Source organism: Streptosporangium vulgare, assembly GCF_042428775.1.
Lineage (GTDB): Bacteria > Actinomycetota > Actinomycetes > Streptosporangiales > Streptosporangiaceae > Streptosporangium > Streptosporangium vulgare.
The window spans coordinates 189226-213677 of the sequence record NZ_JBHMBS010000009.1 but is presented as its reverse complement, the minus strand read 5'-3'; the positions used below and the strand labels follow the sequence as shown (position 1 = coordinate 213677).

General features: G+C 72.9%; 13 protein-coding genes. 6 read left to right on the top strand and 7 right to left on the bottom strand.

The window, feature by feature from the left end:
* Positions 1–44: 44 nt before the first annotated feature.
* The gene (locus tag ACFFRH_RS20700) at positions 45–188 is read left to right on the top strand and encodes a hypothetical protein (RefSeq protein WP_386158741.1); all 144 of its coding nucleotides are present in this window, start codon (positions 45–47) and stop codon (positions 186–188) included.
* Between the two features lie 207 nt (positions 189–395).
* Here ACFFRH_RS20700 and ACFFRH_RS20695 read toward each other — a convergent pair whose 3' ends face one another.
* Genes ACFFRH_RS20695 through ACFFRH_RS20670 form a run of 6 tightly spaced genes read right to left on the bottom strand, consistent with a single transcriptional unit; the run spans position 396 to position 12583 of the window.
* The gene (locus ACFFRH_RS20695; protein WP_386158738.1) at positions 396–6083 is read right to left on the bottom strand and encodes a non-ribosomal peptide synthetase/MFS transporter; all 5688 of its coding nucleotides are present in this window, start codon (positions 6081–6083) and stop codon (positions 396–398) included.
* Positions 6080–7408, bottom strand: coding sequence for a 2-oxo acid dehydrogenase subunit E2 (locus tag ACFFRH_RS20690; RefSeq protein WP_386158735.1), 1329 nt, complete (start codon positions 7406–7408; stop codon positions 6080–6082). Before ACFFRH_RS20690 ends, ACFFRH_RS20695 begins: the two co-directional genes overlap by 4 nt.
* Complete coding sequence (locus ACFFRH_RS20685; RefSeq protein WP_386158732.1) at positions 7401–8384, bottom strand: alpha-ketoacid dehydrogenase subunit beta; 984 nt, start codon at positions 8382–8384, stop codon at positions 7401–7403. The genes ACFFRH_RS20690 and ACFFRH_RS20685 overlap by 8 nt, the downstream gene beginning before the upstream one ends.
* The gene (locus ACFFRH_RS20680; protein WP_386158729.1) at positions 8375–9298 is read right to left on the bottom strand and encodes a thiamine pyrophosphate-dependent dehydrogenase E1 component subunit alpha; all 924 of its coding nucleotides are present in this window, start codon (positions 9296–9298) and stop codon (positions 8375–8377) included. Before ACFFRH_RS20680 ends, ACFFRH_RS20685 begins: the two co-directional genes overlap by 10 nt.
* On the bottom strand, positions 9291–11129 hold the full coding sequence (locus tag ACFFRH_RS20675) for a condensation domain-containing protein (RefSeq protein WP_344748693.1): 1839 nt from the start codon (positions 11127–11129) through the stop codon (positions 9291–9293). Before ACFFRH_RS20675 ends, ACFFRH_RS20680 begins: the two co-directional genes overlap by 8 nt.
* Entirely contained in the window at positions 11129–12583 is a 1455-nt protein-coding gene (locus ACFFRH_RS20670; RefSeq protein ID WP_344748694.1) for a class I adenylate-forming enzyme family protein, read from the bottom strand. The genes ACFFRH_RS20675 and ACFFRH_RS20670 overlap by 1 nt, the downstream gene beginning before the upstream one ends.
* A 366-nt stretch (positions 12584–12949) precedes the next feature.
* Here ACFFRH_RS20670 and ACFFRH_RS20665 point away from each other — a divergent pair, with 366 nt between their 5' ends.
* The 5 genes from ACFFRH_RS20665 to ACFFRH_RS20645 all read left to right on the top strand — a co-directional run bounded on the left by ACFFRH_RS20665 (position 12950) and on the right by ACFFRH_RS20645 (position 23211).
* Entirely contained in the window at positions 12950–19321 is a 6372-nt protein-coding gene (locus ACFFRH_RS20665) for a non-ribosomal peptide synthetase (protein ID WP_386158724.1), read from the top strand.
* A gap of 1 nt (position 19322) precedes the next feature.
* On the top strand, positions 19323–19496 hold the full coding sequence (locus ACFFRH_RS20660; protein ID WP_344748700.1) for an MbtH family protein: 174 nt from the start codon (positions 19323–19325) through the stop codon (positions 19494–19496).
* 65 nt (positions 19497–19561) lie between these two features.
* Positions 19562–19813: an acyl carrier protein gene (locus ACFFRH_RS20655; protein WP_344748701.1), complete on the top strand. Its 252-nt coding sequence runs from the start codon at positions 19562–19564 to the stop codon at positions 19811–19813.
* A 25-nt stretch (positions 19814–19838) separates the two neighbouring features.
* Positions 19839–21293 carry a condensation domain-containing protein gene (locus tag ACFFRH_RS20650; protein ID WP_344748702.1) on the top strand — a complete coding sequence of 485 codons (1455 nt, stop codon included), beginning with the start codon at positions 19839–19841 and terminating at the stop codon, positions 21291–21293.
* 46 nt (positions 21294–21339) lie between these two features.
* Positions 21340–23211, top strand: coding sequence for a N,N-dimethylformamidase beta subunit family domain-containing protein (locus tag ACFFRH_RS20645; protein WP_386158720.1), 1872 nt, complete (start codon positions 21340–21342; stop codon positions 23209–23211).
* Positions 23212–23235: 24 nt separating this feature from the next.
* Here the strand turns inward: ACFFRH_RS20645 and ACFFRH_RS20640 are convergent, their stop codons facing one another.
* On the bottom strand, positions 23236–24402 hold the full coding sequence (locus ACFFRH_RS20640) for an FAD-dependent monooxygenase (RefSeq protein WP_344748704.1): 1167 nt from the start codon (positions 24400–24402) through the stop codon (positions 23236–23238).
* Positions 24403–24452: the final 50 nt, after the last annotated feature.

The window sequence follows — 24452 nt, the reverse complement described above, 5'->3', positions numbered from 1 at the left end:
ATTGCGACATTTGCCATGTTGTTAGATCGAAAGGGGAAACAACGATGGCTAAGGCTAAGCCGGAACTGTCGGCGCTGTCCGGCATCGGCACCGAGCTGGACGAGAGCCAGCTCGCGCAGGTCAACGGTGGCTACTACTGGGACTTCTACCACTGGGAGGACTTCGCTCCCGGTGGCTGGGCGTACTGACCCGACCGGGGTGTGGTGACACGACACGCGTAGCCGGATAGATGCGAGAAGACGGGGTGCGGCCACCGGCCGCACCCCGTCCGCGTGCTCACCACCCCGTGGAGGTGCTCCTGCCCTCCCCCGCGAGCGGGGCGCCGGAAGGCGGCCGGTGTCCGGAGGTCCACCGGGCAGGGCTCGGTGTCCGGAGGTCCACCGGTCAGGGCTCGGTCACCTCCGGATCGGGATCACCTCCGCGACCGGCTCGGCGGGCGCGCCTTCCTGATGCAGGCGCTCCTGGCGCCGCTGGATGGCCTGGAAGCCGACCAGGTCGTCCGGGAGCGCGTCGGGAACGTCCTCGTCGAACCTGGACAGCGTGCGGGTCCGCATCGCGACCAGCGCCGTGACCGCGATGGCGACGGCGAACAGCACGTACATCAGGCCGACGCCCCGGCCCTCGCCGGTGCCGAGCACGAGGCCGACCGTGTCGGCCAGCGGCCCGCCGGGGACCAGCAGCGGTTCGAACAGCGTGCTGCCGTACGGGGCGACCAGCCCGAAGCCGATCGGCAGGGTGGACCAGGCGATGAGCGTGTTGAGCGCGATGACGCGGCCGTGGAAGCGCTGCGGCACCTTGACCTGGATGATCGTGGCGTAGACGCCGTTGAGCATGGTGAGCCAGAACGACATCCCGAAGGCGCCGACCGCGATCAGGACCAGGTTCTGCTGCAGGCCGGTCACCAGGCAGAAGAGGCCCAGGACGAGGGTGGAGAGCATCACGCCGCGCAGCCTCCGGCGGCGCGGGCCTCCCCAGACGGTCATGGTCAGGCCGCCGAGGAAGACCCCGAGGCCGCCGAAGAAGGAGATCCGGCCGACGTCCTCCAGGGTGGCGAAGCCCAGGACCAGCGGCGAGATGAGCAGGAACAGCGGGGACAGGAAGATGTTCAGCACCGCGAAGAAGAACAGCATGCCGCGGAAGCCCTTGTTGCCCCAGGAGAACTTCCAGCCCTCGACCATCTCGGCGACCAGCGACTCCCTGCGCTTCCAGGCCATGGTCTGCGGGAAGCGGACGAAGAGCAGCACCCCGATCGCGAAGGCGTAGGAGACGACGTCTAGGACGAGGATGCCCTCCAGCCCGATCACGGCCATCAGGCCGACCGCGACCAGCGGGACGACGAGCTGGGCGGTACCGGTCACCATCTGGACCACGCCGTTGGCGTGGCCGAGGAAGCGCTTGGGGACCAGCTGCGGGATGGCGGAGTTGTAGGCGAGGCGCTGGAAGGTGAGCGCGACCGACAGCAGCACCAGGAGCGGGTAGATGTGCCAGATCTGCAGGTTGCCGGTCCACAGCAGGACGCCCAGTGCCAGCTGGGTGCCGAACGCGCCGACGTCCCCGGCGAGCATGACCCTGCGCCGGTCGTAGCGGTCGACGAGGGCACCGGCCAGGGGCGACACGAGCATGCCGGGGACCAGCGCGAGGACGGAGAACAGGGCGAACCTGGCGAGCGAGTCGGTGGTGATGTAGATCCACAGCGGGATGGCGAACTCGGTCAGCGACGACCCGATGATCGAGACGAGTTGCCCGGCCGCCACGGCGGCGAACCGCTTCATGCTCGGCGGAGGACCGGAGCGCGCCGGGGGGTCCGTCGCGACCGGGTGTCCCGTCCCCGGTGGCGCCCCGCCCGTGCCGGGAGGAGCGGACGCGGCCGGTTCCGGATCGGTGGGAGCGGGCGCGGCCGGTTCCGAAGCGGGGAAGGCGGCCGGTACCGCGCCGGTGACCGCGGGGGCCGTCGTCGCCGGGAGGATCTCCGCGGCGGCGTCCTGGGTGGAGACGCCGCCGAGCCACCAGGTGGACCGGTCGGTACGGGCCAGCTTCGCCGTGTCACCGGAGGCGATGGCCCGGTGGGTGCCGGTGACGATGGCGGCGAGCTCTTCCGCCCGATATTTCAGGAAAAAGTGCCCGGCCTCGTCGAGGACGACCACAGCCGTGGAGTCGCTCAGGAGATGCCACTCGCGGTAGCGCTCCTGGTAGAACTCGGTGGCCGGGTCCCGGTCGCCCGCCACCGAGATGATCGGCGCCTTGAGCGGCTCGACGCCCTCCTCGAAGAGGCGGGTGAAGTAGCGTTCCGCCTCCCTGGTGCCCTTGCGCCGGTTGTCGATCACCAGCTTGAGCTGGTCGTGCTCCAGGTCCTCCACGTCGAGACCCGCGGCCCGCAGGGCGTTGGCCCAGACCTGGTCGCTGCGCAGGCGGTCGGTCAGGTTCGACAGCTTGGCGAGCAGCGAGGTGGGCCGCGCGAAGGGGAAGACACCGCCGAAGTAGATCGCCTCGATCGGGCGGCCCGCCGCCTCCAGGCGGCGGGCGATCTCCACGGTCAGCATGACGCCGAGCCCGCAGTGCCCGTACAGTGCGATCGGGCCGCGGATCTCCTTGAGGATCTCCTCCACGCAGCCCTGCGCGACCTCCGCCACCGGCCGGGTCTCCTCGATGAGCCCCATCTCCTGGCCGGGGACGGCGACCGCGTGCAGCGCCCAGTTCTGCGGCAGCGTGTCGGCCAGCGGCTGGTAGATGGCCGCGCTGCCGCCGCCGTACGGCACGCAGACCAGTGTCGAGGTCGCCGTGCGGGCCGGGGTGAGCCGGTGCAGGAGCATCCGCGGGCCGTCGTCGGCCGTCTCGACGAGCCGCGCGAGCTCGCGGACGGTCCGGTTCTTGAACAGGTCCAGGATCGTGACCTGGCGCCCGCCTTCGGGAATGGCTTTCCGAAGGCGGGCGACCACCTGCGCGGCGAGCAGCGAATGACCGCCCAGGTCGAAGAAGTCGTCCAGCACGCCGACCTGGACCAGTCCGAGCACCTTCGCCCACACCGCCGCGATCGCCTCTTCGAGGGGCGTCTCGGGTGGGACGAATCCGGCCTCCTGGTCGGGGCGCGCCTCGTCGGGTTCGGGCAGCCTCGCCCGGTCGACCTTGCCGTGCGACTTCAGGGGCAGCTCGTCCAGCCAGACGAACCGCCCGGGGATCATGTACTCGGGGAGCCGCTCGCCGAGCCGCGCCCGCAGCTCGCTGACGCTGGTCTGCTCGCCGCCGATCTCGGCGACCACGTACGCGACCAGCCGGTCCGCGCGCAGCTCGACGACGGCGTGCGCGATTCCCGGCTCGCCGGCGAGCACCGACTCGATCTCCGACAGCTCCACCCGGTAGCCCCTGACCTTCACCTGCAGGTCACGGCGGCCCAGGAAGCACAGGTCGCCGGAGGGCAGCCACCGGCCGAGGTCACCGGTCCGGTACATGCGGGCGCCGGGCCCGCCGTACGGGTCGGGCAGGAATTTCTCGGCCGTCAGGCCGGGGCGCCCGAGGTATCCGCGGGCGAGCCGGTCGCCGCCGAGGTAGATCTCGCCGGTCATGCCGGGCGGGACCAGCCGCAGGTGCTCGTCGAGCACGTAGACCCCGGCGCCGGGCAGCGGCCTGCCGATCGGCAGGTTCAGCGCCCGCTCGTGCTCGCCGGTGACGGCGTGGGTGGAGATGCCGACCGTGGCCTCGGTGGGGCCGTAGTGGTTGACCACCGTGGTGTGCGCGGTCAGCTCGCGCGCCCAGCTCCACCGGGAGGCCTCGCCGCCGAGGACGAGGAGCTTGCGCGGGAGCAGCTCGGCGGGGTCGTCGACCGCGGCGAGCAGCGAGGCGAGGTGGGAGGGGGTCATCTTCAGGTAGTCGGTGCCGCTCAGCAGCCCGGCGAGCTCCTCGGCGGGGGCCTGGGGGTCGGCCAGGTGCAGCTCCCCGCCCGTCATGAGCGACAGGTAGAAGATCGTCACCCCGAAGTCGAACGAGAGCGACTGCAGCAGCGTGTAGACCGCGCCCGGTTCGACCTCGAAGCGCTCCCTGACCCCGGCGAGGTAGTTGAGCACCTGCCGGTGCTGCACCCCGACGCCCTTCGGCCGGCCGGTGGTGCCCGAGGTGTAGATCACGTACGCGAGGTGGCCGGGCGAGACCTCCGGGGGCTCGAACCCGGTCTCGTCCAGTGCCTCGGAGTCCAGGCAGATCACCGGGGCGCCGGGGACGCCGGGAAGCAGGTCGCGCAGCGCGGTGGTGCTGAGGACGGCGACGGCCCCGGCGTCGGCGAGCATGTACGCCAGCCGGTCGCGGGGCTGCTTGGGGTCGAGGGGCACGTAGGCGCCACCGGCCTTCAGCACGCCGACGACGGCCGCCGCCAGGTCGGTGGACTGTTCGAGGAAGACGCCCACCCTGGTGTCGGGGCCCACGCCGTGCCGGTTCCTCAGCAGGGCGGCGATCCTGGTGGAGCGCTCGTCGAGCTCGGCGTACGTCAGCGAGCCGCCGCGTGCCCCGGACGCCTCACCCGGACCGCCGCGCGCCCCGGACGCCGTACGCGAACCGGAGCCGCCGCGTGCCGCGGGCAGCGTGCCCGAGGCGGGCGAGCCCTCGTGGACCACGGCCGTCGCGCCGGGGGTGAGCGCGGCCTGCGCGGTGACGAGGTCGTGCAGCAGGTCGTGGCCGGACGGCCGCAGGGCGGGTCCCGAGCCGAAGCCCAGGACCAGGTCCCGCTCCTCGCCGGAGAGCAGCGACAGCTCCCCCACCCGCGTGTCCGGGTCCGCCACGATCGAGCGAAGCAGCGTCTCGAAGCGCGCCGCCAGCAGCTCCACGGTCTCCGGGTCGAACAGGGCGGTGCTGTAGGAGAGGTGGCCGACCAGCCCGTCGGGGCTCTCGAACAGGTAGAGGCCGAGGTCGAACCGGGTGGTCCTGGCCGGGAGCGTGAGGTAGGAGACGCGCCCGTCCTCCTCGCCCGCCTTGAAGTTCTGCAGCGCGAAGGTGACCTGCGCGAGCGGCGACCGGCTCACGTCACGGACCACGTTCAGCTCGTTGACCAGCTGGTCGAACGGGAGCTCCTGGTGCGCGTAGGCGTCCAGCGCGGCCTCGCGCGTCCGGGCCAGGAAGGTGGTGAACGACGGGTCGTCGGCCAGGTCGGCGCGCAGGACCAGGGTGTTGACGAACATGCCGACCACCCCGTCCAGCTCGGGCAGCCCGCGCCCGGCGACCGGGGAGCCGACCGCGAAGTCCGTCTGCCCCGAGTAGCGGGCGAGCAATACCTGGAAGGCGGCGAGCAGCGTCATGTACGGCGTGGCACCGGCCGCGGCGCCCAGCTCGGTGAGGCGCCGGGTGAGGTCGGCGTCCACCCGGACGTCGAGGGCGGCTCCCTCGTGGCGCTGCTCGGCGGGACGCGGCCGGTCGGTGGGCAGCTCGATGGCGGGCAGCCCGGCGAGCCGGTCGCGCCAGTGGTCGATCTCGCGGCGGTGGTCGCGGCCCCGCTGCCACAGGGCGTAGTCGCCGTAGCCGACCGGCGCGGGCGGCGGGGTCCCGCCGTCGTGCAGGGCGAGCAGCTCGCGGATGAGCAGGTCGCTGGACCAGCCGTCGATGACGGTGTGGTGGGCGGCGATGAGCAGGACGTGGTCGTCGGGCGCGATCCTGACCAGCACGGTGCGGAGGAGCGGGCCGCGTTCCAGGTCGAACGGGACGGCGAGGTCGGCGTCGAGCAGCTCGATCGCGGCGTCCACGCCGTCCGCCTCGACGACGCGCAGCGCGGCGGGCCCCGGTTCGTCGATGACCAGTTCGGGGGTGCCGTCGTCGGTGGTGAGGAACCGCGTCCGCAGCGCCTCGTGGCGCGCGACGATCTCGTCCAGCGCCCGGCGCAGCGCGTCGGCGTCCAGGTCCCCGCGCAGGCGCACCGCGACGGGGACGGTGTAGGTGGTGGTGCCCGGCCGGTACTGCTCGAGGAACCACAGGCGTTCCTGGGCGTGGGACAGGGGCGGGACGGTTCCCGGGGCGCGGCGGGCGACGGCGGCCCGCGCCTCTCCGCGGCTCTTGAGGCGCTTGGCGAGCAGCGCCTTCTTGGCGTCCGACAGTGTTGTCTCGGTCACGCTTGTAACTCCATCCGGAGGGCCGCGAGGAAGAGCGCGGCGTCCCGTCCGTTGATCAGCCGATGGTCGTAGGCGAGGCCGATGTTGGCGACGGTCCTCGCGGTCACCGTGCCGTCCTCGGCGATTACCGGTTCGGGCTGCGGCGAGGTGATCGCGAGGGCGCAGACCGTACCGGGGAAGATGAAGGGGATCGCGAGGATGACGTCGGCGTCGGTGTGCAGGGTGACGGCGATGTTGGCACCGGTGAGGTCCTTCTCGCGGAAGTCGCCCTCGGTGGCGGCGAGCCGGTAGCGCATGAGCGCGTCGGCGATGGCCTTGAGCGAGCCGGTGTCGTGGACGACCGGCACGTACAGGCCCTCTCCCATGTCGAACGTGACGCCGACGCGCGGGGCGTCGGCCGGACGCGCCAGGTCGCCGTCGACCGAGGCGAAGAACAGCGGGAAGGCGGGGTGCAGCGCGGCCACGGCCTGGACGAACAGCTCCGCCAGGCCGACCGGCCTGCGTACCTCCCTGCTCAGCCCTCTGGCCCGCTCCAGCAGCGGGCCCACCTCGAACTTCACGACGGTGTACGCGGCGGGGATGGTGTCGTGCGAGATGGTGACGGCGCGTGCGACGGCCCGCTGCACCCGCGAGAGGCGGTGCGCGCCCGCGTCCACGACCGGTCGCGGCACGTCTTCGAGGACGTCCCCCGGCACGCCTTCGCGCGCCTCCCGCCGCACGGTGTCCTTCCGTACGCCTTCGGGCGCGTCCTCCGGCACGTCCTCGCCCGTGCCGGAGGCCGTCCGTCCGGTACGGCGGGCGGCCACGGCCTCCACGTCGGCCCTGCGGACGACGGTCAGTCCCAGGGACGCGACCTCGGCGTGGGAGACGCCGAGCTCCTCCATCGCCGCGCGGGCGGGGGCGGTGACGACCGGCTCCGCCACCGGCGTGTCCTCCTGCCCGGCCGCGTCCCCGGAGGTCACGGCCTCGGAGGTCACGGCCTCGGGCGCGTCGTCGGACACCGAGGCGGACACGAAGGCGAGCACGGAGGCGGGGTCGGGGGCGGCCTCGGGGGCGGGCGCGGAAGCGGACGGCGAGGCGGGCGGCGGGGCCGCCTCGGCGGTGACGCGGGCGAGGAGCGCGCCGGGGGCGATCCAGGTGCCGAGGGCTGCGGCGTGGTGCAGGTAGCCGGTCTCCTGCGCCTCCAGCTCGTCGGCCGCCTTGGAGGTCTCCAGGACGGCGATCGGCTCCCCGGCGACGACGGGCTTGCCGTCCCCCACCAGCCACTCGACGATCTGGTACTCGGTGTCGTTGTTGTTGAGCTTGGGGACGTGGATGTCAGCCACGCAGAGCCTCCCGTACGGCGTGGTGGATCGTGGACTCCCCGACCAGGACCTCGTTCTCCAGGTGCGCGGCGGTGGGGATCACGGAGGCCCGTGAGTGGACGAGACGGACGGGTCCGCGCAGGCGGCCCCAGAGGCGGGCGTGCAGCAGGTGGGCGACCTCGCTGCCCCAGGTGCCCCCGGCGGTGCTCTCCTCCGCGACCAGGACGACGTCCCCGAGGTGGGGCAGGAGCGCGTCGGCGTCCAGCGGGTAGAGCCGGGAGGGGACCAGCAGCCGGACCGCGATCTCCTCCTCCATCATCAGCGAGCGCATCGCGCCCAGCACCCGGTGGGCCATCCCGCCCGGGGCGATGACCACGCAGTCGGGGCGGTCGCCCGCGTCGCGGATGTCCACCACGGCCAGGTCACCGTCGCGGCGCATCAGGAACAGCGGGTCCACCCGCTCCATCTGCCGGGTGTAGAGGACCTTGTCCTCGAAGAACACGCACGGCTCACCCCGTTCCAGCATCGCCGCGAACGCCGCGCGGTTGTCGTGGAAGGGGGACATCTCGTACAGCGACAGTCCCGGCATGCCGACGAAGTGCTTCTGCAGGCTCTGGCTGTGGGTGGGACCGTAGCCCCGGCCGCCGCCGGTCGGGCAGCGCACCACCATCCGCAGCGGGAGCCGCCTGCCGTACATCGACACCGACTTGCTCGCGAAGTTGCACAGCTGGTCGAAGGCGAGCGCCACGAAGTCGCCGAACATGATCTCGGCCACGGCCGTGTTGCCGGTGAGCGCCAGTCCCGCCGCGACGCCGGTCAGCGCGCCCTCGCTGATCGGGGTGCCGATCACGCGGTCGGGGAAGCGGGTGGACAGCCCCCTGGTCACCTTGAAGGCGCCGCCGTACGGGTCGAGGATGTCCTCGCCGAGCACGTAGGCGGTGGGGTCGTCGTCCAGCAGCCCGTGCAGGGCGGCGTTGAGGTTCTCCGCTACGCGCACGGTCCCTCCCAGCGGGAGAGCGGGCGCGCGGCCACCTCGCCGGCGACGGCCTCGACCTCGGCCTTGACGACGCCGTCGAGCCGGTAGAAGTGCTCGGGGTGGTCGTGGGCGTAGCGGGCGTACCAGTCGTTGTCCCTGGCGGCCCGTACGACCTCGGCCGGGCGGATGTCGTCGCCCTTGCTGTGCGGCCCGAGGCGGTGGGTGACGAACTCGACCACCAGCGGCTGTCCCTCGCGCACCCGCGCGATCTCGCGTTCCAGCGAGAGGCGGATCTCGTTGACGTCGGTGGAGAGGACCAGCCGGTGCGGGATGCCGAAGGCCGCCGCCCGGTCGGCCACCGTTCCGGCCATCTGCGAGGCGGTCGGGGTGGACTGGGCGATGCCGTTGTTCTCCACCACGACGAGCAGCGGGAGCCTCCAGAGCGCGGCGAGGTTCAGCGCCTCGTAGACCGCGCCCTCGCCCCAGGTGCCGTCGCCGATGTGCACGCAGGCCAGGGCGCCGGGCTCGGAGCGCTTGAGGTGCAGCGCGACCCCGGCGGCGACCGGCATGCTCTCGCCCTGCACGCCGGTGGACATGTAGCGGTCGCGGTGGATGTGCTGGCTGCCGCCGACGCCCCCGCAGACCGCGCCCTCCCTGCCCATGATCTCGGCGAGCAGGCCGTGCGGGTCGCGGAACCTGGCCAGGTAGTGGCCGTGTCCCCGGTGGTTGCTGAAGACGTGGTCGGCCGGGCCGAGCAGGGATCGCAGCGCGACCGGGACGTACTCCTGGCCCAGGCAGGTGTGCGTGGTGCCGTTGAGGTCGCCCCTGCCGTACAGCTCCAGGAGCTTGAGCTCGAAGTGCCTGACCAGGAGCAGGAGCTCCAGATCCTCGTCGGTGAGGGGGGAGAGACGGAGCCCGTCGAGGGTCTCAGTCATCGCCGAGGGAGTCCACGATCCCGGCGATCGTCGGGTTGTCGAAGAAGGCGTCCAGGGAGACCTCGATGTCCAGGCGCTTGCGCATGCGGGCGATGATCTGCGTGATGGTGAGGGAGTGGCCGCCGAGATCGAAGATGTCGTCGTCATCGGCGATCGGCGAGATACCCAGTACTTCCTCCCAGATCTCGCGCACCTGGTCGTTCAGCGTGGTGACGGAACCCATCTCGTTCTCCAGAATTTCGTGCAGTGTCAGGTTGGGGTGAAGAGTGGCGCGTTCCAGAAGGAGACGCAGGTCGTCGGCGACCCGGGCGGCTTCGGGCACCGTCTCGGGGTCGTGGCGCAGGCTGATCTCCAGCCCGCCGGGGCCGTCCACGCACTGCAGGTGCAGCGCGCCGCGTACCGCGTGGTTGAAGACGGTCCACTCCACCGACGCGTCGAGCCCGGCGAACACCGGGTCGGCGTCGCGGCGGGTGCGGTAGCTGACGGAGACGGGGACCAGCGCGGCGTGCGGCCGGAGGCGGGGCATCGCCCGGGAGAGCGGCACCTGGCGGAACCGGTAGACCTCCCGCAGCTCGGCGCGCAGCGCGGTGGCGAACTCGCGGAAGGTCGCCTCCGGGGACGGGCTGGAGGCGACCGGGAGCTCGTTGACGAACAGGCCGATGTGCCCGGCGGCCTCGGGGGGCCGGGTGGACAGGTCGACGGCGGTGGTCACCGTGGCGTTGCCGTAGCCGAGGAGCAGGGTGTGCAGCGCGGCGAGCAGCACCTCGAACCGGGTCAGGGCCGGGGCCCGCGTACCCGGAGAGGGCTCCGAGGACGGGCCGGACACGGAGGAGGCGTCGGGCAACGGACCGGAGGCGAAGGACGACGCCGAGGACGGAACGGACGCGGAAGCGGGTTCAGCCGACGGACCGGACGCGGGTTCAGCCGACGGACCGGACGCGGGAGAAGACGCGGGAGAGGGCGCCGGGGACGGAGCGGACGACGAGTGCGGCGGGATCGACGGATCCACGGTGAAGCGCAGCACCCGGCCCTCGCCCGCCCGCCGGGACCGCAGCGCGTGCCCGAGGACGACGGTCTCCCCCGGATCGCGCCAGCGGGGCTTCCAGAACTCCCGCGCGCCGGGGAGCAGGGCGGCCACCCGGCCGCGTTCGGCCCGGCCGTGGTCGATCCCGGGCAGCGGGGGCGGCGGCTCGCCGTTGTAGAAGGCGGCCAGGTCGCGCACCAGGATGTCCTTCGACTGGCCGTCGAAGACCAGGTGGTGGGCGACGAAGAGGAGCAGGTGCCGTCCGGGACCGATCCCGAACAGGGTGAACCTGGCCAGCGGGCCCTTCTCCAGGTCGAACGCGCGCAGGATCTCCTCCCGCACGGCCTCCCGCACGGCCTCCCGCACGGCCCGCCCGTACCGCTCGCCGCTCTCGCCGCTCTCGCCGTCCTCGGTGTTCTCGGCATTCTCGGTGTTCTCGAACGGAGAATCCGTGACGGTAGCGGAGCCGGTGAGGATCGACGCCTCGCGTACCGGGACCGGGGCGCCGGGCACGAGCCGCAACTCGTTGTCCACCTCCGCCACCACGCTGCCCAGCATCGGGTGCCGGTCGGCCACCGCCGCGCAGGCCGCCAGGAGCGCGCCGGTGTCCAGGTCGCCGCGCAGGTGGACGAGTATCGGCATGTGGTAGGCGGCTCCCCCGCCCACGGTCTGCTCGGTCACCCACATCCCCTGCTGGGTGAACGTGACCTCCGGCGGTCCCGCGGACGCGGGTGACGGCTCGGGGGTGAGCCGGGGCGCGTTCTCCGGTGCCGCCCCGGAGGTGGGCTCGGACGTGACCCGGTCCATCACGTGCCCTCCATCGTCCGGCGCAGGGCCTTCTTGTCGACCTTGCCCCCGGCGTTGCGCGGCAGGGTGTCGACCGTGATGACGTGCGCGGGCAGCTCGTGCGGGGCCAGACGGTCCTTGAGGAAGATCCGCAGGTCCTCGGGCGCGAGGGGTTCCCTGGTGGCGAGGGCCACGGTGACGACGGTTCCGAGCACGGGGTGCGGCACCCCGAACGCGGCGGCCTCGATCACCGCCGGGTGCCGGTACACGACCTCCTCGACGTGGATCGTGGAGACCTTGAAGGCCCCGGACTTCACCACGTCGCTCTCGCGGTCGACGAGGTAGAGGTAGCCGTCGGCGTCGATGTAGCCGAGGTCGCCCATCCGTACCCAGCCGTCGCGGAAGGTCCCGCTGTCGGGGTCGCCGTAGTAGGCGCGCGGCGCGGCGGGGGATCGCATCCAGACCTCCCCGGTCTCCCCCGGCGCGAGCGGCTCCCCCTCCGCGGTGGCGATCCTGACCCGTCCCCCGGCGATGGCGCGGCCGACGCTTCCCGGCCGGTCCGGGTCGAACATCATGATCGTCTGAGCCGGGGCGGCCTCGGTCGAGGTGTAGTAGTTGGTGATCGTCGCGTTGGGGAAGGCCGTGGTCAGCGCCTGGGCGACGGCCGAGGGCAGCGGCGCGGCGGCCGAGCCGAGCAGCAGCACGCTGGACAGGTCGTGCCGTTCCGCCACCTTCGCGTTGATCAGCTCGATGGCCATCGCGGGGACGAGGAAGACCGTCCCGGCGCGGTAGGACTCGATCAGCGAGGCGAAGCGGGCCGGGGTGAAGCGCGGCAGCGTCACGACGGCCGGCTGGGCGTCGAGCGCGTTGATCAGCATCGCCTGCCCGGCGTTGGTCCCGATGGGGAAGGCGTGGACGAGATGCCGGGAGTGCGCGAACGGGCGGCGCTTGGCACCGCAGCCGTAGGCCAGGTTGGCATGGGTCGCCGAGACGCCCTTGGGACGGCCGGTCGTGCCGGAGGTGTAGAGGATCTGGGCGAGGTCCCCGGGCTCCGGAGGCGCGATGTCGGCCTTCTCGTAGGACGTTTCGACGTCCAGAGCGTCGACCGTGGCGCTCCAGCCGATCTCCGGCACGGCGAGACCCGCGGCGTGGACGACGCCGGTCGCCCGGCAGTTCTCCAGCATGAAGCGCAGGTCGTCGAGGGCGAGGCGGTCGGAGAGCGGTACGGCCACCGCTCCGGCCGCCAGGACCCCGCAGAACGCCACGGCGTAGTCGGCCCAGTCCGCGGCCCCGAACACCAGGCCCACCCGGTCGCCCCGGCCGACACCGCGCGTGACCAGGCCGTTCGCGAGCGCGGTGGACCGCTCGTGCCACTGGCGGTAGGTGAGCTGAGCCGAGCCGTGCACGATCAGCGCGACCCCGTCGGGGTCGGTGAGGGCCCGGTCTCCGAGCAGCTGGGGGACGGTCAGGTTCACCAAGTGAACCTCCCACTAAAGATCGGATGTATATGCCTTCGGTGTGTGCGAGCACCCTTGGCACTACAGGAAAGAATCTTTACTATTTAAAGTCGAGCGTCAGTCTTACATGATCGTAAGGGGTGCGCAAGACTTTGGGGAGGGGTTCCCAGAGGCAACTAAACCCACGCGAAAGTGACCCTTGCGCCCTCAGGGCGAAGGTGTAACACTGACGACCGCAGAACTAACTGAAAGGTTTCTTTCCAGAAAGAGACCCTTCCGATGCCCGCCCAACTGGTCAGATATGCACAGAGCGGGCCTTTTGCGTACTAACCTCCAACGCGTTTGCGTGAACTACCGGGCCCGCGGCCGACAAAGGAGCCCTGCGTGTTCCCACCGGAGACGGTTCCAACCGGTCAATCAGGGACGGAATACCCCCTGTCCTATGGCCAGCAGCGGCTTTGGTTCCTCCACCGGCTCGATCCGGGCGACTCTTCCTACAACACATCCTATGTTTACAGGTTGAAAGGTCGCCTTGACAAGATCGCCCTGGAGGCCGCTTTCAGCGCGGTGGCGGCACGGCACGAGAGCCTGCGGACCCGGTTCCGCGAGGTGGCCGGGGAGCCCGTGGCGATCGTCGAGCCGCCGTCGCCGGTGACGGTCGACCGCTTCACCGTCCAGGGCGAGACCGGCCGGCGCGAGCGGGAGGTCACGGCCCTGGTCACGAAGCTCACCAACACGGCCTTCGACCTCGCCGCCGCGCCGCCGTTCCGCGTCTCGCTGATCGAGCTCGGCCCCGACGAGCACGTGCTCTGCGTCGTCCTGCACCACATCAACGGCGACGGCTGGTCGCTGAACGTGCTCCGTTCCGAGGTGTCCACCCACTACGGGAGCCGGGGCACCGCCCCGCTGCCCGAGCTGCCCCTGCAGTACGGCGAGTACGCGCGCGACCTGCGCCCCGCGGACTCCGAGCTGCGCTGGTGGACCGAGAAGCTGGCCGGGGTCCCTCCCCTGGACCTCCCGGCGGACCGGCCGCGTCCCGCCCGTCGGACCGGCGCGGGCGACGAGGTCGAGTTCCGGATCGACCCCGACATGGTCGCCTCGATCGGCGCCCTCGCCCGCCGCGCCCGCTGCACGCCGTTCATGGTGCTGCTCTCCGCCTACCAGGTCCTGCTGCACCGGCACACCGGCCAGACCGACTTCTGCGTGGGCATCCCCGCGGCGGGTCGCGGCAGCACCGAGCTGGAGACCATGATCGGCTTCCTCTCGACCACGCTGGCCCTGCGCTGCGACCTGTCCGGCGAGCCCACCTTCGAGGAACTGCTCAAGCGCACCCGCAGGGTCGTGCTGGACGGGCTCTCGCGGCAGGACGTCCCCTTCGAGCGCCTCGTGGTGGAGCTCGACGTGGAACGGGACCTGAGCCGCACGCCCCTGTTCCAGACCCTGTTCGCCCTGCACACCCACGGCGAGCCGGCCGATCCGCTGCCCGGCCTCGACGCCACGAGCTTCCCCAACGGCTGGGCCCGCGCCAGGCTCGACCTGTCGGTGGACATGTACCCCGGCGACGACGGCGCCCTGTACTGCACCGCCATCTACAGCACCGAGCTGTTCGACCCCGAGACCGTGGAACGGATGGTCGCCCGCTTCCAGGAGCTGCTCGCGGCCGTCGTGGCGGACCCCGCCTCCCCGGTGAACTCGCTGCGCGTGCTGCCGGACGCGGAGCTCGCCCTGCTCGGCGAGTGGAACGACACCGCGGCCGAGCTGCCCGAGGTCACCCTCGTCGACCTGCTGCTCGACCAGGCCGCGGCGACCCCCGACGCGGTCGCGGTACGCGCCACGCCCGCCGGGACCGCTCCGGTGAACGGGACCGCGCCGGTGGACCGATCGGTGGGCGGGCCGGTGAACGGGCCGACGGCCGGGACCGGCGCGCGGGAGCTGACGTACGCGGAACTGGTCGCGCGGGCGGCGGAGCTGGCCGGGCGGCTGGGCGCGGCCGGGATCGGGCGCGGCTCGCTGGTCGCGGTCCGGATGGAGCGCGGCGCCGAGATGCTCGTCGCCCTGCTGGGCGTGGCGATGAGCGGCGCGGCCTACCTCCCCGTCGACCCCGACTACCCCGAGGCGCGCGTCGCGTACGTGATCGAGGACTCCGCGGCGGCGCTGGTGCTGACCGGCCTCGACGACCTTCCCCCCGCCACCGGCACGGCGACCGGCGCCCCCGCGCGGCCGCTTCCCGATGACACCGCGTACGTGCTCTACACCTCGGGGTCCACCGGACGGCCGAAGGGGGTGGTGGTCCCCCACCGGGCGCTGACCAACTTCCTGCTGGCGATGCGCGACCTGGTGCGGTCCTCACCGCGGGACGTGTGGCTGGCGCTGACCTCGCTGTCGTTCGACATCTCCGCCCTGGAGCTCTACCTGCCGCTGGTGACGGGCGGACGGGTGGTCGTCGCCGACGCGGAGACGGCCCGCGACGGGGTGCGGCTCGCGCGCCTCGTCAGGGACGAGGGCGTGACCCACGTCCAGGCGACGCCCTCGGGATGGCGGGTCCTGCTCGCCGGGGACCTGCCGCGCGTGGTGGGGCTCACCGGCGGCGAGCCGCTCGCCCCCCGGCTCGCCCGCGAGCTGCGTCCCCGGGTCGACCGGCTCGTCAACGTCTACGGCCCGACCGAGACCACCATCTGGTCCACGGCCTGGGACGTCCCCGAGGAGCCCGGCGAGATCGTCATCGGCCGCCCGATCGCCAACACCGTCGTCCACGTCGCCGACCCCGGCGGCGGGCCGTGCCCGATCGGGGTGGCCGGAGAGCTGCTCATCGGCGGCGAGGGGGTCGCCACCGGCTACCTGGGCCGCCCGGCCCTGACCGCGGAGCGTTTCGTCCCCGGCCCCGGAGGCGCGCGGCACTACCGGACCGGAGACCGCGTCCGCCTGCGCAACGACGGCACCCTGGAGTTCCTCGGCCGGACCGACAACCAGGTCAAGCTCCGGGGGCACCGCATCGAGCTGGGCGAGATCGAGGCCGTGCTGGACGCCTCCCCCGGCGTGCGGCAGGCGGTCGTCGCGGTGCGCGGGGACCGGCTGGTGGCCTTCGTCGTGCCCACAGTGCCCGCCGTACCCGCAGCACCCTCAGCGCCCGACCTGCCCGCAGCGCCCGTCGTGCCCGCCGCGTCGCCGGAGGGGGAGACGGACGGCGCGGGAGCGCTCGACGGGCTCGGGGAGCGCGCCGCGCGCGAGCTGCCCGGCTACATGGTGCCCAGCGTGTTCGTCGAGGTGGAGGCGCTGCCGCTCACCCCCAACGGGAAGATCGACCGCAACGCCCTGCCCGACGTGGACGCGACGCCCTCGCGGGACGCGGTCGCTCCCCGCACCCCGGGCGAGCGGATGGTCGCGCAGGTCTTCGCCGAGGTGCTCGGGACGGCGGAGGTCGGGGCGTACGACGACTTCTTCGCCCTCGGCGGGCACTCGCTGCTCGCCACCATGGTCACCTCGCGGCTGGCGGCGCTGTCCGGGACGGAGGTGCCCGTCAGGGAGGTGTTCACCCGGCCGACCGTCGCCGGGCTGGCGGAGCTGATCGCGACCGCGTCCGGCGAGCGGAACGACGGGCCGCGGCCGAGGCCGGAGGGAACCGTGCCGCCGCTCTCCTTCGGCCAGGAGCGGCTCTGGTTCCTCAACCGGCTCGACCCGGACGACGCGTCGTACAACATGTGCCTGGTCAGGCGGCTGCGCGGGCCGCTGGACCGGGAGGCGCTCGCCGGGGCCCTCGCCGGGACGGTCGCCAGGCACGAGAGCCTGCGCACCCGTTTCCCCGAGGCGGACGGCGTGCCGGTCGTGGTCGTCGACCCGCCGGGGCCCGTGACCGTCGAGGAGGCCGACGCGGCGGGCGAGGCCGGGGCGCTGGAGCTGGTCGCGGCCCTGACCAACGCGCCCTTCGAGCTGGGCGCCAGGCCGCCGCTGCGCGTCACCCTGATCAGGATCGCCGAGGACGACCACGTCCTGTGCGTCGTGCTGCACCACATCCTCGGCGACGGCTGGTCGCTCAACCTCATCTTCGACGAGGTGTCGCGGCTCTACTCCGGGGCCACCGCCCTGCCGCCGGTCCCGCTCCAGTTCGGCGACGTCGCCCTCTGGCAGCGCGGGCGCGACCTCGGCGACCTGCTCGGCTACTGGCGGGACAGGCTCGCCGACCCCACCCCGCTGGACCTGCCGGTCGACCGGCCGCGCACCGCCGGGGCCGCCAGGCGCGGCGACGTGGTGAACGTCCGGCTGGACGCGGCCGAGGCCGCCGCCCTGGCCGGGCTGGGCAGGGAGCACGGCGCCACCATGTTCATGGTCCTGCTCGCCGCCTACCAGGTCCTGCTGTCGCGGCACACCGGGCACGACGACATCCTGGTCGGCACGGCCACCGCGGGCCGGGACCGGGTCCAGCTCGAACCGGTCGTCGGCTACCTCAGCGACACCCTCGTCATGCGCGGCGACCTGTCGGCCGACCCCACCTTCGCCGACCTGCTCCGCGAGACCCAGATCGGCGTGCTGGACGCCTTCTCCCACCAGGGCGTGCCGTTCGAGGAGCTGGTGACGGCCCTGCGGGTCGAGCGCGACCTGACCCGTACCCCGCTGTTCCAGACCATGCTCATCCTGCACACCCAGGACTTCGCGCAGTCCCGCGACGCCTTCGCGGGGCTCACCACGACGGGGTTCGAGCACGGCATGCGGCAGGCCAAGCTCGAACTGATGCTGGAGGCCTGGCACAACGAGCACGAGCTGGCGCTCAGCTTCGTCTACGACACCGAGCTGTTCGACCGGGCCACGATCGAGGCGATGGCCGCGCGGTTCCGCCTGCTGCTCACCGCGCTGCCGGACGCGTCCGGCGACCGGGTCTCCGAGCTGCCGCTGCGCACCGGCGACGACGACGCCCTGCTGCGGCGTCTGTCGCGGGGACCCGCGCGACCGGCCGCTCCCCCGGTGCCGGACCTGTTCGCGGCGGCCGTGCGGGCCACGCCGGACGCGGTGGCGATCGGATGCGGGGACGCCACGCTCACCTACGCCGGGCTGGACGCCCGCGCGGACGAGCTGGCGGCGCTGCTGCGGGAGCGGGGCGTCGTCCCCGGCGACGTGGTCGGCGTCTGCCTGGACAGGTCGCCCGACGCCGTCGCGGCCCTGCTCGCCGTCTGGCGGGCGGGGGCGGCCTACCTGCCGCTCGACCCGGACCACCCCGCCGAGCGGCTCGCGTTCATGCTGGACGACAGCGCCGCCTCCCTCGTCCTCACCACGGCGGGCCTGGGCGACCGGCTGCCGGCCGGAACGCCACGCGCGCACGCGGACGAGCGGTCCCTGCCCGCCGGTCACGCGGCCCGTACGGACGAGCACCCCCTCGTCCCGGTGCCCGGCCCGGCCGCCTACGTGATCTACACCTCAGGGTCCACCGGAACGCCCAAGGGGGTCGTGGTCTCGCACCACAACCTGGCCGCCCGCGTCGCGTGGATGCGCGACGCGTACGGGCTGGGCCCCGACGACCGGGTGGTCCAGTTCGCCTCGCTGAGCTTCGACACCCACGCGGAGGAGATCTATCCGGCGCTCGCCGCGGGGGCCCGGCTGGAGCTGCTGCCCGAGGGCGGCGTCACCCTGCCCGACCACCTCGACCGGGTCACCGTGCTCGACCTGCCCACGGCGTACTGGCACGCGCTCGTCGACGACATCGGCGAGATCGCCTGGCCGCCGACCCTGCGGCTGGTGATCCTCGGTGGCGAGCAGGTGCACGAGGCGGCCGTGACCCGCTGGCGGGAGCGCTTCGGCGACCGGGTGCGGCTGGTCAACACCTACGGCCCGACCGAGGCGACGATCATCGCCACGGCCGCCGAGCTGGACGGCTCCCCCGGGCGCCCGCCCATCGGCGTCCCGATCGCCGACACCTCGATCCTGATCCTGGACGGCTCCGGCGAGGCCGTGCCGCCGGGGGCACCGGGCGAGCTGTGCGTCGGCGGCGCCGGGGTGGCCGTCGGCTACCTGGGCAGGCCGGCCCTCACGGCCGAGCGCTTCCCCACCCTCGGCGGCTCCGGTGTTCCCGGTGTTCCCGGTGCTTCCGGCGTTTCCGGTGTCCCCGGCGGGGACCGGATCTACCGGACCGGCGACCTGGCGCGCTGGCGGGCCGACGGGCAGCTGGAGTTCCTCGGCCGCCTCGACGACCAGGTCAAGGTCCGCGGCTTCCGCGTCGAGCTCGGCGAGATCGAGGCGCGGCTGCTGGCCCACCCCGGTGTCGGCCAGGCGGCGGTGGCCGTGCACCGGGAGACGCTGGTCGGCTACGTCGTCGGCACCGCCACGGGTGACGAACTGACCGGATACCTGGCCGGGACGCTGCCCGCCTACATGGTCCCCGCGCTCTGGGTGAGCCTCACCGCGCTGCCGCTCACCGCGAACGGCAAGCTCGACCGGGCCGCGCTGCCCGCGCCCGAGGCCGGGTCCCGGACGAGGACCGCCCCGCGCGGCGACGCCGAGGAACTGGTGGCCGAGATCTTCGGCGAGGTGCTGGGCATCGAGGAGGTCGGCGCCTTCGACGACTTCTTCGCGCTGGGCGGGCACTCGCTGCTCGCCACCCGCGCCGTCGCCAGGCTCCGCGCCGCCATCGAGGTGGACGTGCCGATCCGCACCCTGTTCGCCCGCAGCAGCGTGGCCGACCTCGCCGCGGCGGTGGAGGAACTGCTCGTCGCCGAACTGGCCGAGATGTCCGACGAGGAGGCCGAGCGCCTCATGGAAACCGGGAGCTGAGATGGGTTACCGCGTCGTGGTCAACCACGAGGAGCAGTACTCGATCTGGCCGGACGGCCGGGACCTCCCGGACGGCTGGCGCGAGGAGGGCGTCTCCGGCACCAAGGAGGACTGCCTCGCCCACATCGACCGTGTCTGGACCGACCTGCGCCCGCTCAGCGTGAGAAGGGCGTGAGATGCACGGTGACTGGATCCGGATCCCGGCGAGCGGCGCCGGAGACCGTACGAGAGGGGCTCGCAATGGTTAGGGAACGACTGGCGGCGATGGTGGCCTCGGCCTCCGACGGAGCCGTCACGGCCAGGGAGGCACTGGCCGCCACGGTCCCGCTGTCCGCGCTGGGGGTCACCTCCCTGGCGCAGATGCGGCTGATCGACGCGGTGGAGACCGAGTTCGGGGTGGAGATCGACCTGTCGGGCGACGGGTTCGACGTGCTGGACGACCTCGACGCGCTGGAACGCCACATCAACGAGGCGCAACGCGCGCATTCCTGACCTCACTTCCGAACGGGGGAAGCACATGGAGATCCGGTTCTCGGGGAGCCGATCGGAGACGGCACCGCTGACCTGGGGGCAGCGGGCCATCTGGGACACGATCCAGAAGACGGCGCCGGACGACCACTACTTCAACTTCGGCCGTGTGCTCGCCGTGCCCAGGCGGGCCAGGCCGCTCACCGTGGCGGGGGCCGCCGAGGTCCTGCGCGCGCTGGTGGAGCGGCACGAGTCCCTGCGCACCAGACTGGGCGAGGCGCCGCACGGGAGGACCGCCCGCGCGAGCGGTACGGAACCGTACGGGAAGGCCGTCCGCCTGAGCGGCGCCGAACCGTACGGGAAGGTCGTCCAGGCGAGCGGGACGGCGCCGTACCCGGGCGGCGCCCGGGAGAGCGACGGCGCGGAGCCGTGGCAGGTGCTCGCGACCGGCGGATCCATCCCGGTCACCGTGGCGGAGGGCGATCCCGAGCGGCTGCGGGACGCGCTGGCCGAGACCGCGTTCGACTACGGCGACGAGTGGCCGCTCAGGATCGGGCTCGTCGTCGACCGCGGCGAGGTCACCCACATCGTGCTCGTCTTCTGCCACCTCGCCGCCGACGGCCTCGGGGCCGAGGTCGCGGTCACGGAGCTGCGGCTGCTCCTGCTGCGCGGCTCCGTACCCGGGCCGCCCCCGCCCTCCCCGCTGGAGCTGGCCCGCTGGCAGGGCTCGGAACAGGGTCTGAAGGTCGCGGCGGTGGCCGCGGAACACTGGGAGAGCGGCTACCGGCGCATCCCCCCGACCATGTTCGACCGGTGGGCGGGCGTCCCCGCGGATCCGCCGATCTGGCGGGCGCACCTCGTCTCCCGGGCGATGGACCTGGCCGTGCAGCGGATCGCCGCGCTGAGCGGCACGAGCACCTCGACCGTCCTGCTCGCCGCCGCGTCCGTGCTGGCCGGGAGGGTGACCGGCCACGACGTGAGCGCGATGCTGCCGATCGTGGGCAACCGCTTCCGCGGCGACACCGTCAACGCGGTCACCACGCTCTCCCAGGAGGGCCTGTTCGTGCTGGACCTGCGCGAGGGCGGTTTCAGCGAGCTGCTGCGCGCGGCCAAGCCCGCCGCGCTGCGCGCCTACCGGTCCGCCTACCACGACCCGGACGACCGGGACCGGCTCACCGAGCGGGCCGGCCGGGAGCGGGGCGTGCGGATCCACCCGTACTGCTGCTTCAACGACATGCGCTTCGCCGACCGGGTGGACGCCTCCCCCGACGAGACGAGCGTGCGGCGGGCCCTGGACGAGACGACGCTCACCTGGCCGCTCAGCCAGGAGCGGCTCAACTGCCGGTTCTGCCTGCACGTGACCGGCGAGCCCGGCGGGCTGGGCGTCTCGCTCACCGCCGACACCGGCTACCTTCCCCGCCCCGCCATGGAACGCTACCTGCTCGACCTGGAGTCGCTGCTGGTCGAGGCCGCGTTCCGCGAGGTGCTGGAGCCTGTCGGTTGAACGCCCTTCCCGCGGCCGGGTCCCGGCCGCACGCCGGAGGTGTCCGATGACGGTCCACGCCTACGCCGAGTCGACGTCCTGCGTCCAGGGCGGCGCGCTCCGCTTCCACCTCGCCCGCGCCTCCCGCGCCCCGCTGCGCGGCTCGGTGCTGGTCGAGGACGTCGCCACCGACCGGGCCGTGCTCGACGCGGAGTTCACCGGCCCGGTGTGGACGCTCGACGTCTCCACCGGCTGGCGCAGCTCGCTCTACCGCGCGGTCTTCACCGCCGACGAGGGCACCTGCGAGGTCTACTTCGTCGTACGGGCCGCCCGTCCCCGCTCGCCGATCCTGCTGTCGATCCCGTTCCCGACCTGGCAGGCGTACAACCGGGCGGGCATCCCCGGCGAGTCCATCTACTGGAGCGAGCAGCCGACCCGAGCCTCGCGGGTGTCCTTCGACCGGCCCGGGGGTGGGCCGCCGCCCGAGCGCTGGGAGGAGGGCATGATCCGCTGGCTGGGCCCGGCCGGGTACGACGTCGACTACTGCTCGGCCCTGGACCTGCACGAGGGGCGTGAGCTGCTCTCCGGCCACCGGCTGCTCATGGTCAGCGGGCACGACGAGTACTGGTCGGCGGGGATGCGCGACAGCGTCGAGGAGTTCGTCCGCCGGGGCGGCAATCTGGCCGTCTTCTCCGGCAACACCTGCTGGTGGCAGTTCCGGCTGGAGGACGACGGGCGCACCATGGTCTGCTACCGCGACGCGGTCGCCGACCCGATGGCCGCCGTGGACCCGGCCCTCACCACGGTCGAGTGGTCCAGCGCGCCGGTGAACCGCCCGGAGAACGGCCTGACCGGGGTGAGCTTCCGGCGCGGCGCCGGGACCTGGGGCCCGTACATGCGGCTCATGCACGAGGAGTCCTACACCGTCCGGTTCCCCGAGCACTGGGTGTTCGAGGGCACCAAGCTGGGCGAGGGCGACACGTTCGGCAAGGGCGCGATCGGCTACGAGACGGACGCCTGCGACTTCGTCGAGCAGGACGGCGTGCCGGTGGCCACCGGGCGCGACGGCACCCCGCCGTCCTTCGTCATCCTCGCCACCGCCGACCTGCGGCACTGGCACCGGTACGGCCAGGGCGGCATGGCCACCATGGGCGTCTTCGGCCTCGGCGCCGGGACGGTGTTCACCGCCTCCACCGTGAACTGGGGCAACACCCTGCACGACCCGGCCGTGGACCGGATCACCCGCAACGTGCTGAACCGGTTGTCGGTGCGTACGGGCGGGTGGGAGACCATCGGCGGCGCGGACGGGGTCGGCGCGCTGACCGTGTTCGACTCCCTGCTGTACGGCGTCACCTCCGACGGCTCGCTGCTCACCCGCGAGGTCTCCGACCAGAACCTGCGCTGGCGCCCCGCGGGCACCGCCCCCGCGCTGGTCGCCCTCGCCACCCCCAGGGAGGCCACCGCCGTCCACCCGATCGGCCTGTACGGTCTCACCGCCGACGACCGGCTCGTCTACCGCGACCCCGGGCACGGCTGGACCACCCTCGCCGACGGACCCCGCGGCGGAGTCGGCCTGGGCATGGTGAACGGCGAGCTGTTCGCCGCCGCCGCGGACGGCCTGTGGCTGTTCGACCCGGAGACCTCCGCCTGGAGCCTGGTCGAGGCCGCCGCCGGAGCCGAGGCCGTGGCGCTGACCGCGATGAACGGCCGGCTCTACATGGCGGACGCGGACGGCCGGATCCGCACGCGCCTGCCGGTGGCGACCCCGGCCGGATGGGCCGACCTGTGCGACGCGGGCGGCTGCACCGTGCTGACCGGCCACGCGGGCACCCTGATCGGCACCGCCCGCGCCCGCCCGCTGCTGCGGCGCGCGAACTTCCTGGAGGCGGCCTCCGGTGAGGAGGCGGCCCTCCCGGGACAGGCGGCGCCCACACCGTGACCCGTTCCCCGGGAGGGACGGCGTTCAGGTCGCGGTGGAGGTCCCGGTGAGCGCGGGATAGTCCTTGAGCTCGATGTCCGTGGCGAACATGTCGGTCATCCTGAGCATCGACCACAGCAGGAACCGGCTCTTGAACAGCCGGTTGCGCATCCTGATCCCCCGCCGCGTCGCCGGGGCGAGAAAGGAGCCAGCGCCGCCCTGCCGGGCCACCTTGGCGTAGCCGCGGAAGGCCTCCTCGTACGCGCGGAACGCGGTCCGGTGGTCGCCACCGGCCGCCGCCAGCTCCCCTGCCAGCACGTACGCGCCCACGACCGCCAGGCCGGTGCCGAAGCCGCCCAGGGTGTTGCCGTAGGCGGCGTCGCCGAGCAGCACCACCCGGCCCCTGGCGTAGTGGTCGATCCTGACCTGGCTGATCGAGTCGAGGTAGAGGTCCCGCGCCTCAGGCAGCCTGGCCACCAGCTCGGGGACCCGCCAGCCCATACCGCGGTAGGCGTCGGCCAGGATGCGTCTGTGCCGCTCCACGTCGTAGCGGTCGTAGTCGAGCCGCTCGGAGGCGAAGACGAAGAACGCGGGTGACTTGGGTCCGCCGAGCGCCACCATCCGGCCGGGCTCGTTGTACATCACGTTGCCGGAGTCGACGCCGAGGTCGGCCAGCGCGTAGTAGTGACCGAGGAAGCGCACGTGGTCGGACTCGGGGCCGAAGGCGAGCCGCCGCACGTTGGAGTGGATGCCGTCGGCGCCCACCACGAGGTCGAAGGTACGCGGCGCGCCGCGCTCGAAGGTGACGCGCACGCCGCCCGCGGTGTCGGTCAGCGAGGTGATGGAGTCGCCGAAGACGTACTCGCAGTCCGCCTCGGTCCTCTCGTACAGCAGGGCGGCGAGGTCACCGCGGAGGATCTCGACGTCGCCGCCGGTGAACGCGCCGGGCAGGACCGCCAGCGGCCTGCCGTCCGCGTCGACGATGGTCTGGTCGGTCCCGCCGGTCTGGCGCCGCCGCACCTCCGGGAGGATTCCCATCCGCTCCAGCACGACGCGGTGGGTCTCGCCCTTGAAGTCGACGGCCTGGCCGCCGGGGCGGAGCGCGGGCGCCCTCTCGACGACGGTGACGGCGTGGCCGGAACGGCTCAGCCAGTACGCGAGCGCGGGCCCGGCGATGCTCGCACCGGAGATGAGGACCGTGGTGTTCTTCATGCCCACGAGCTTCGAGGGGAGCGCTGACAGCTCGCCGACCATCGGCTGAC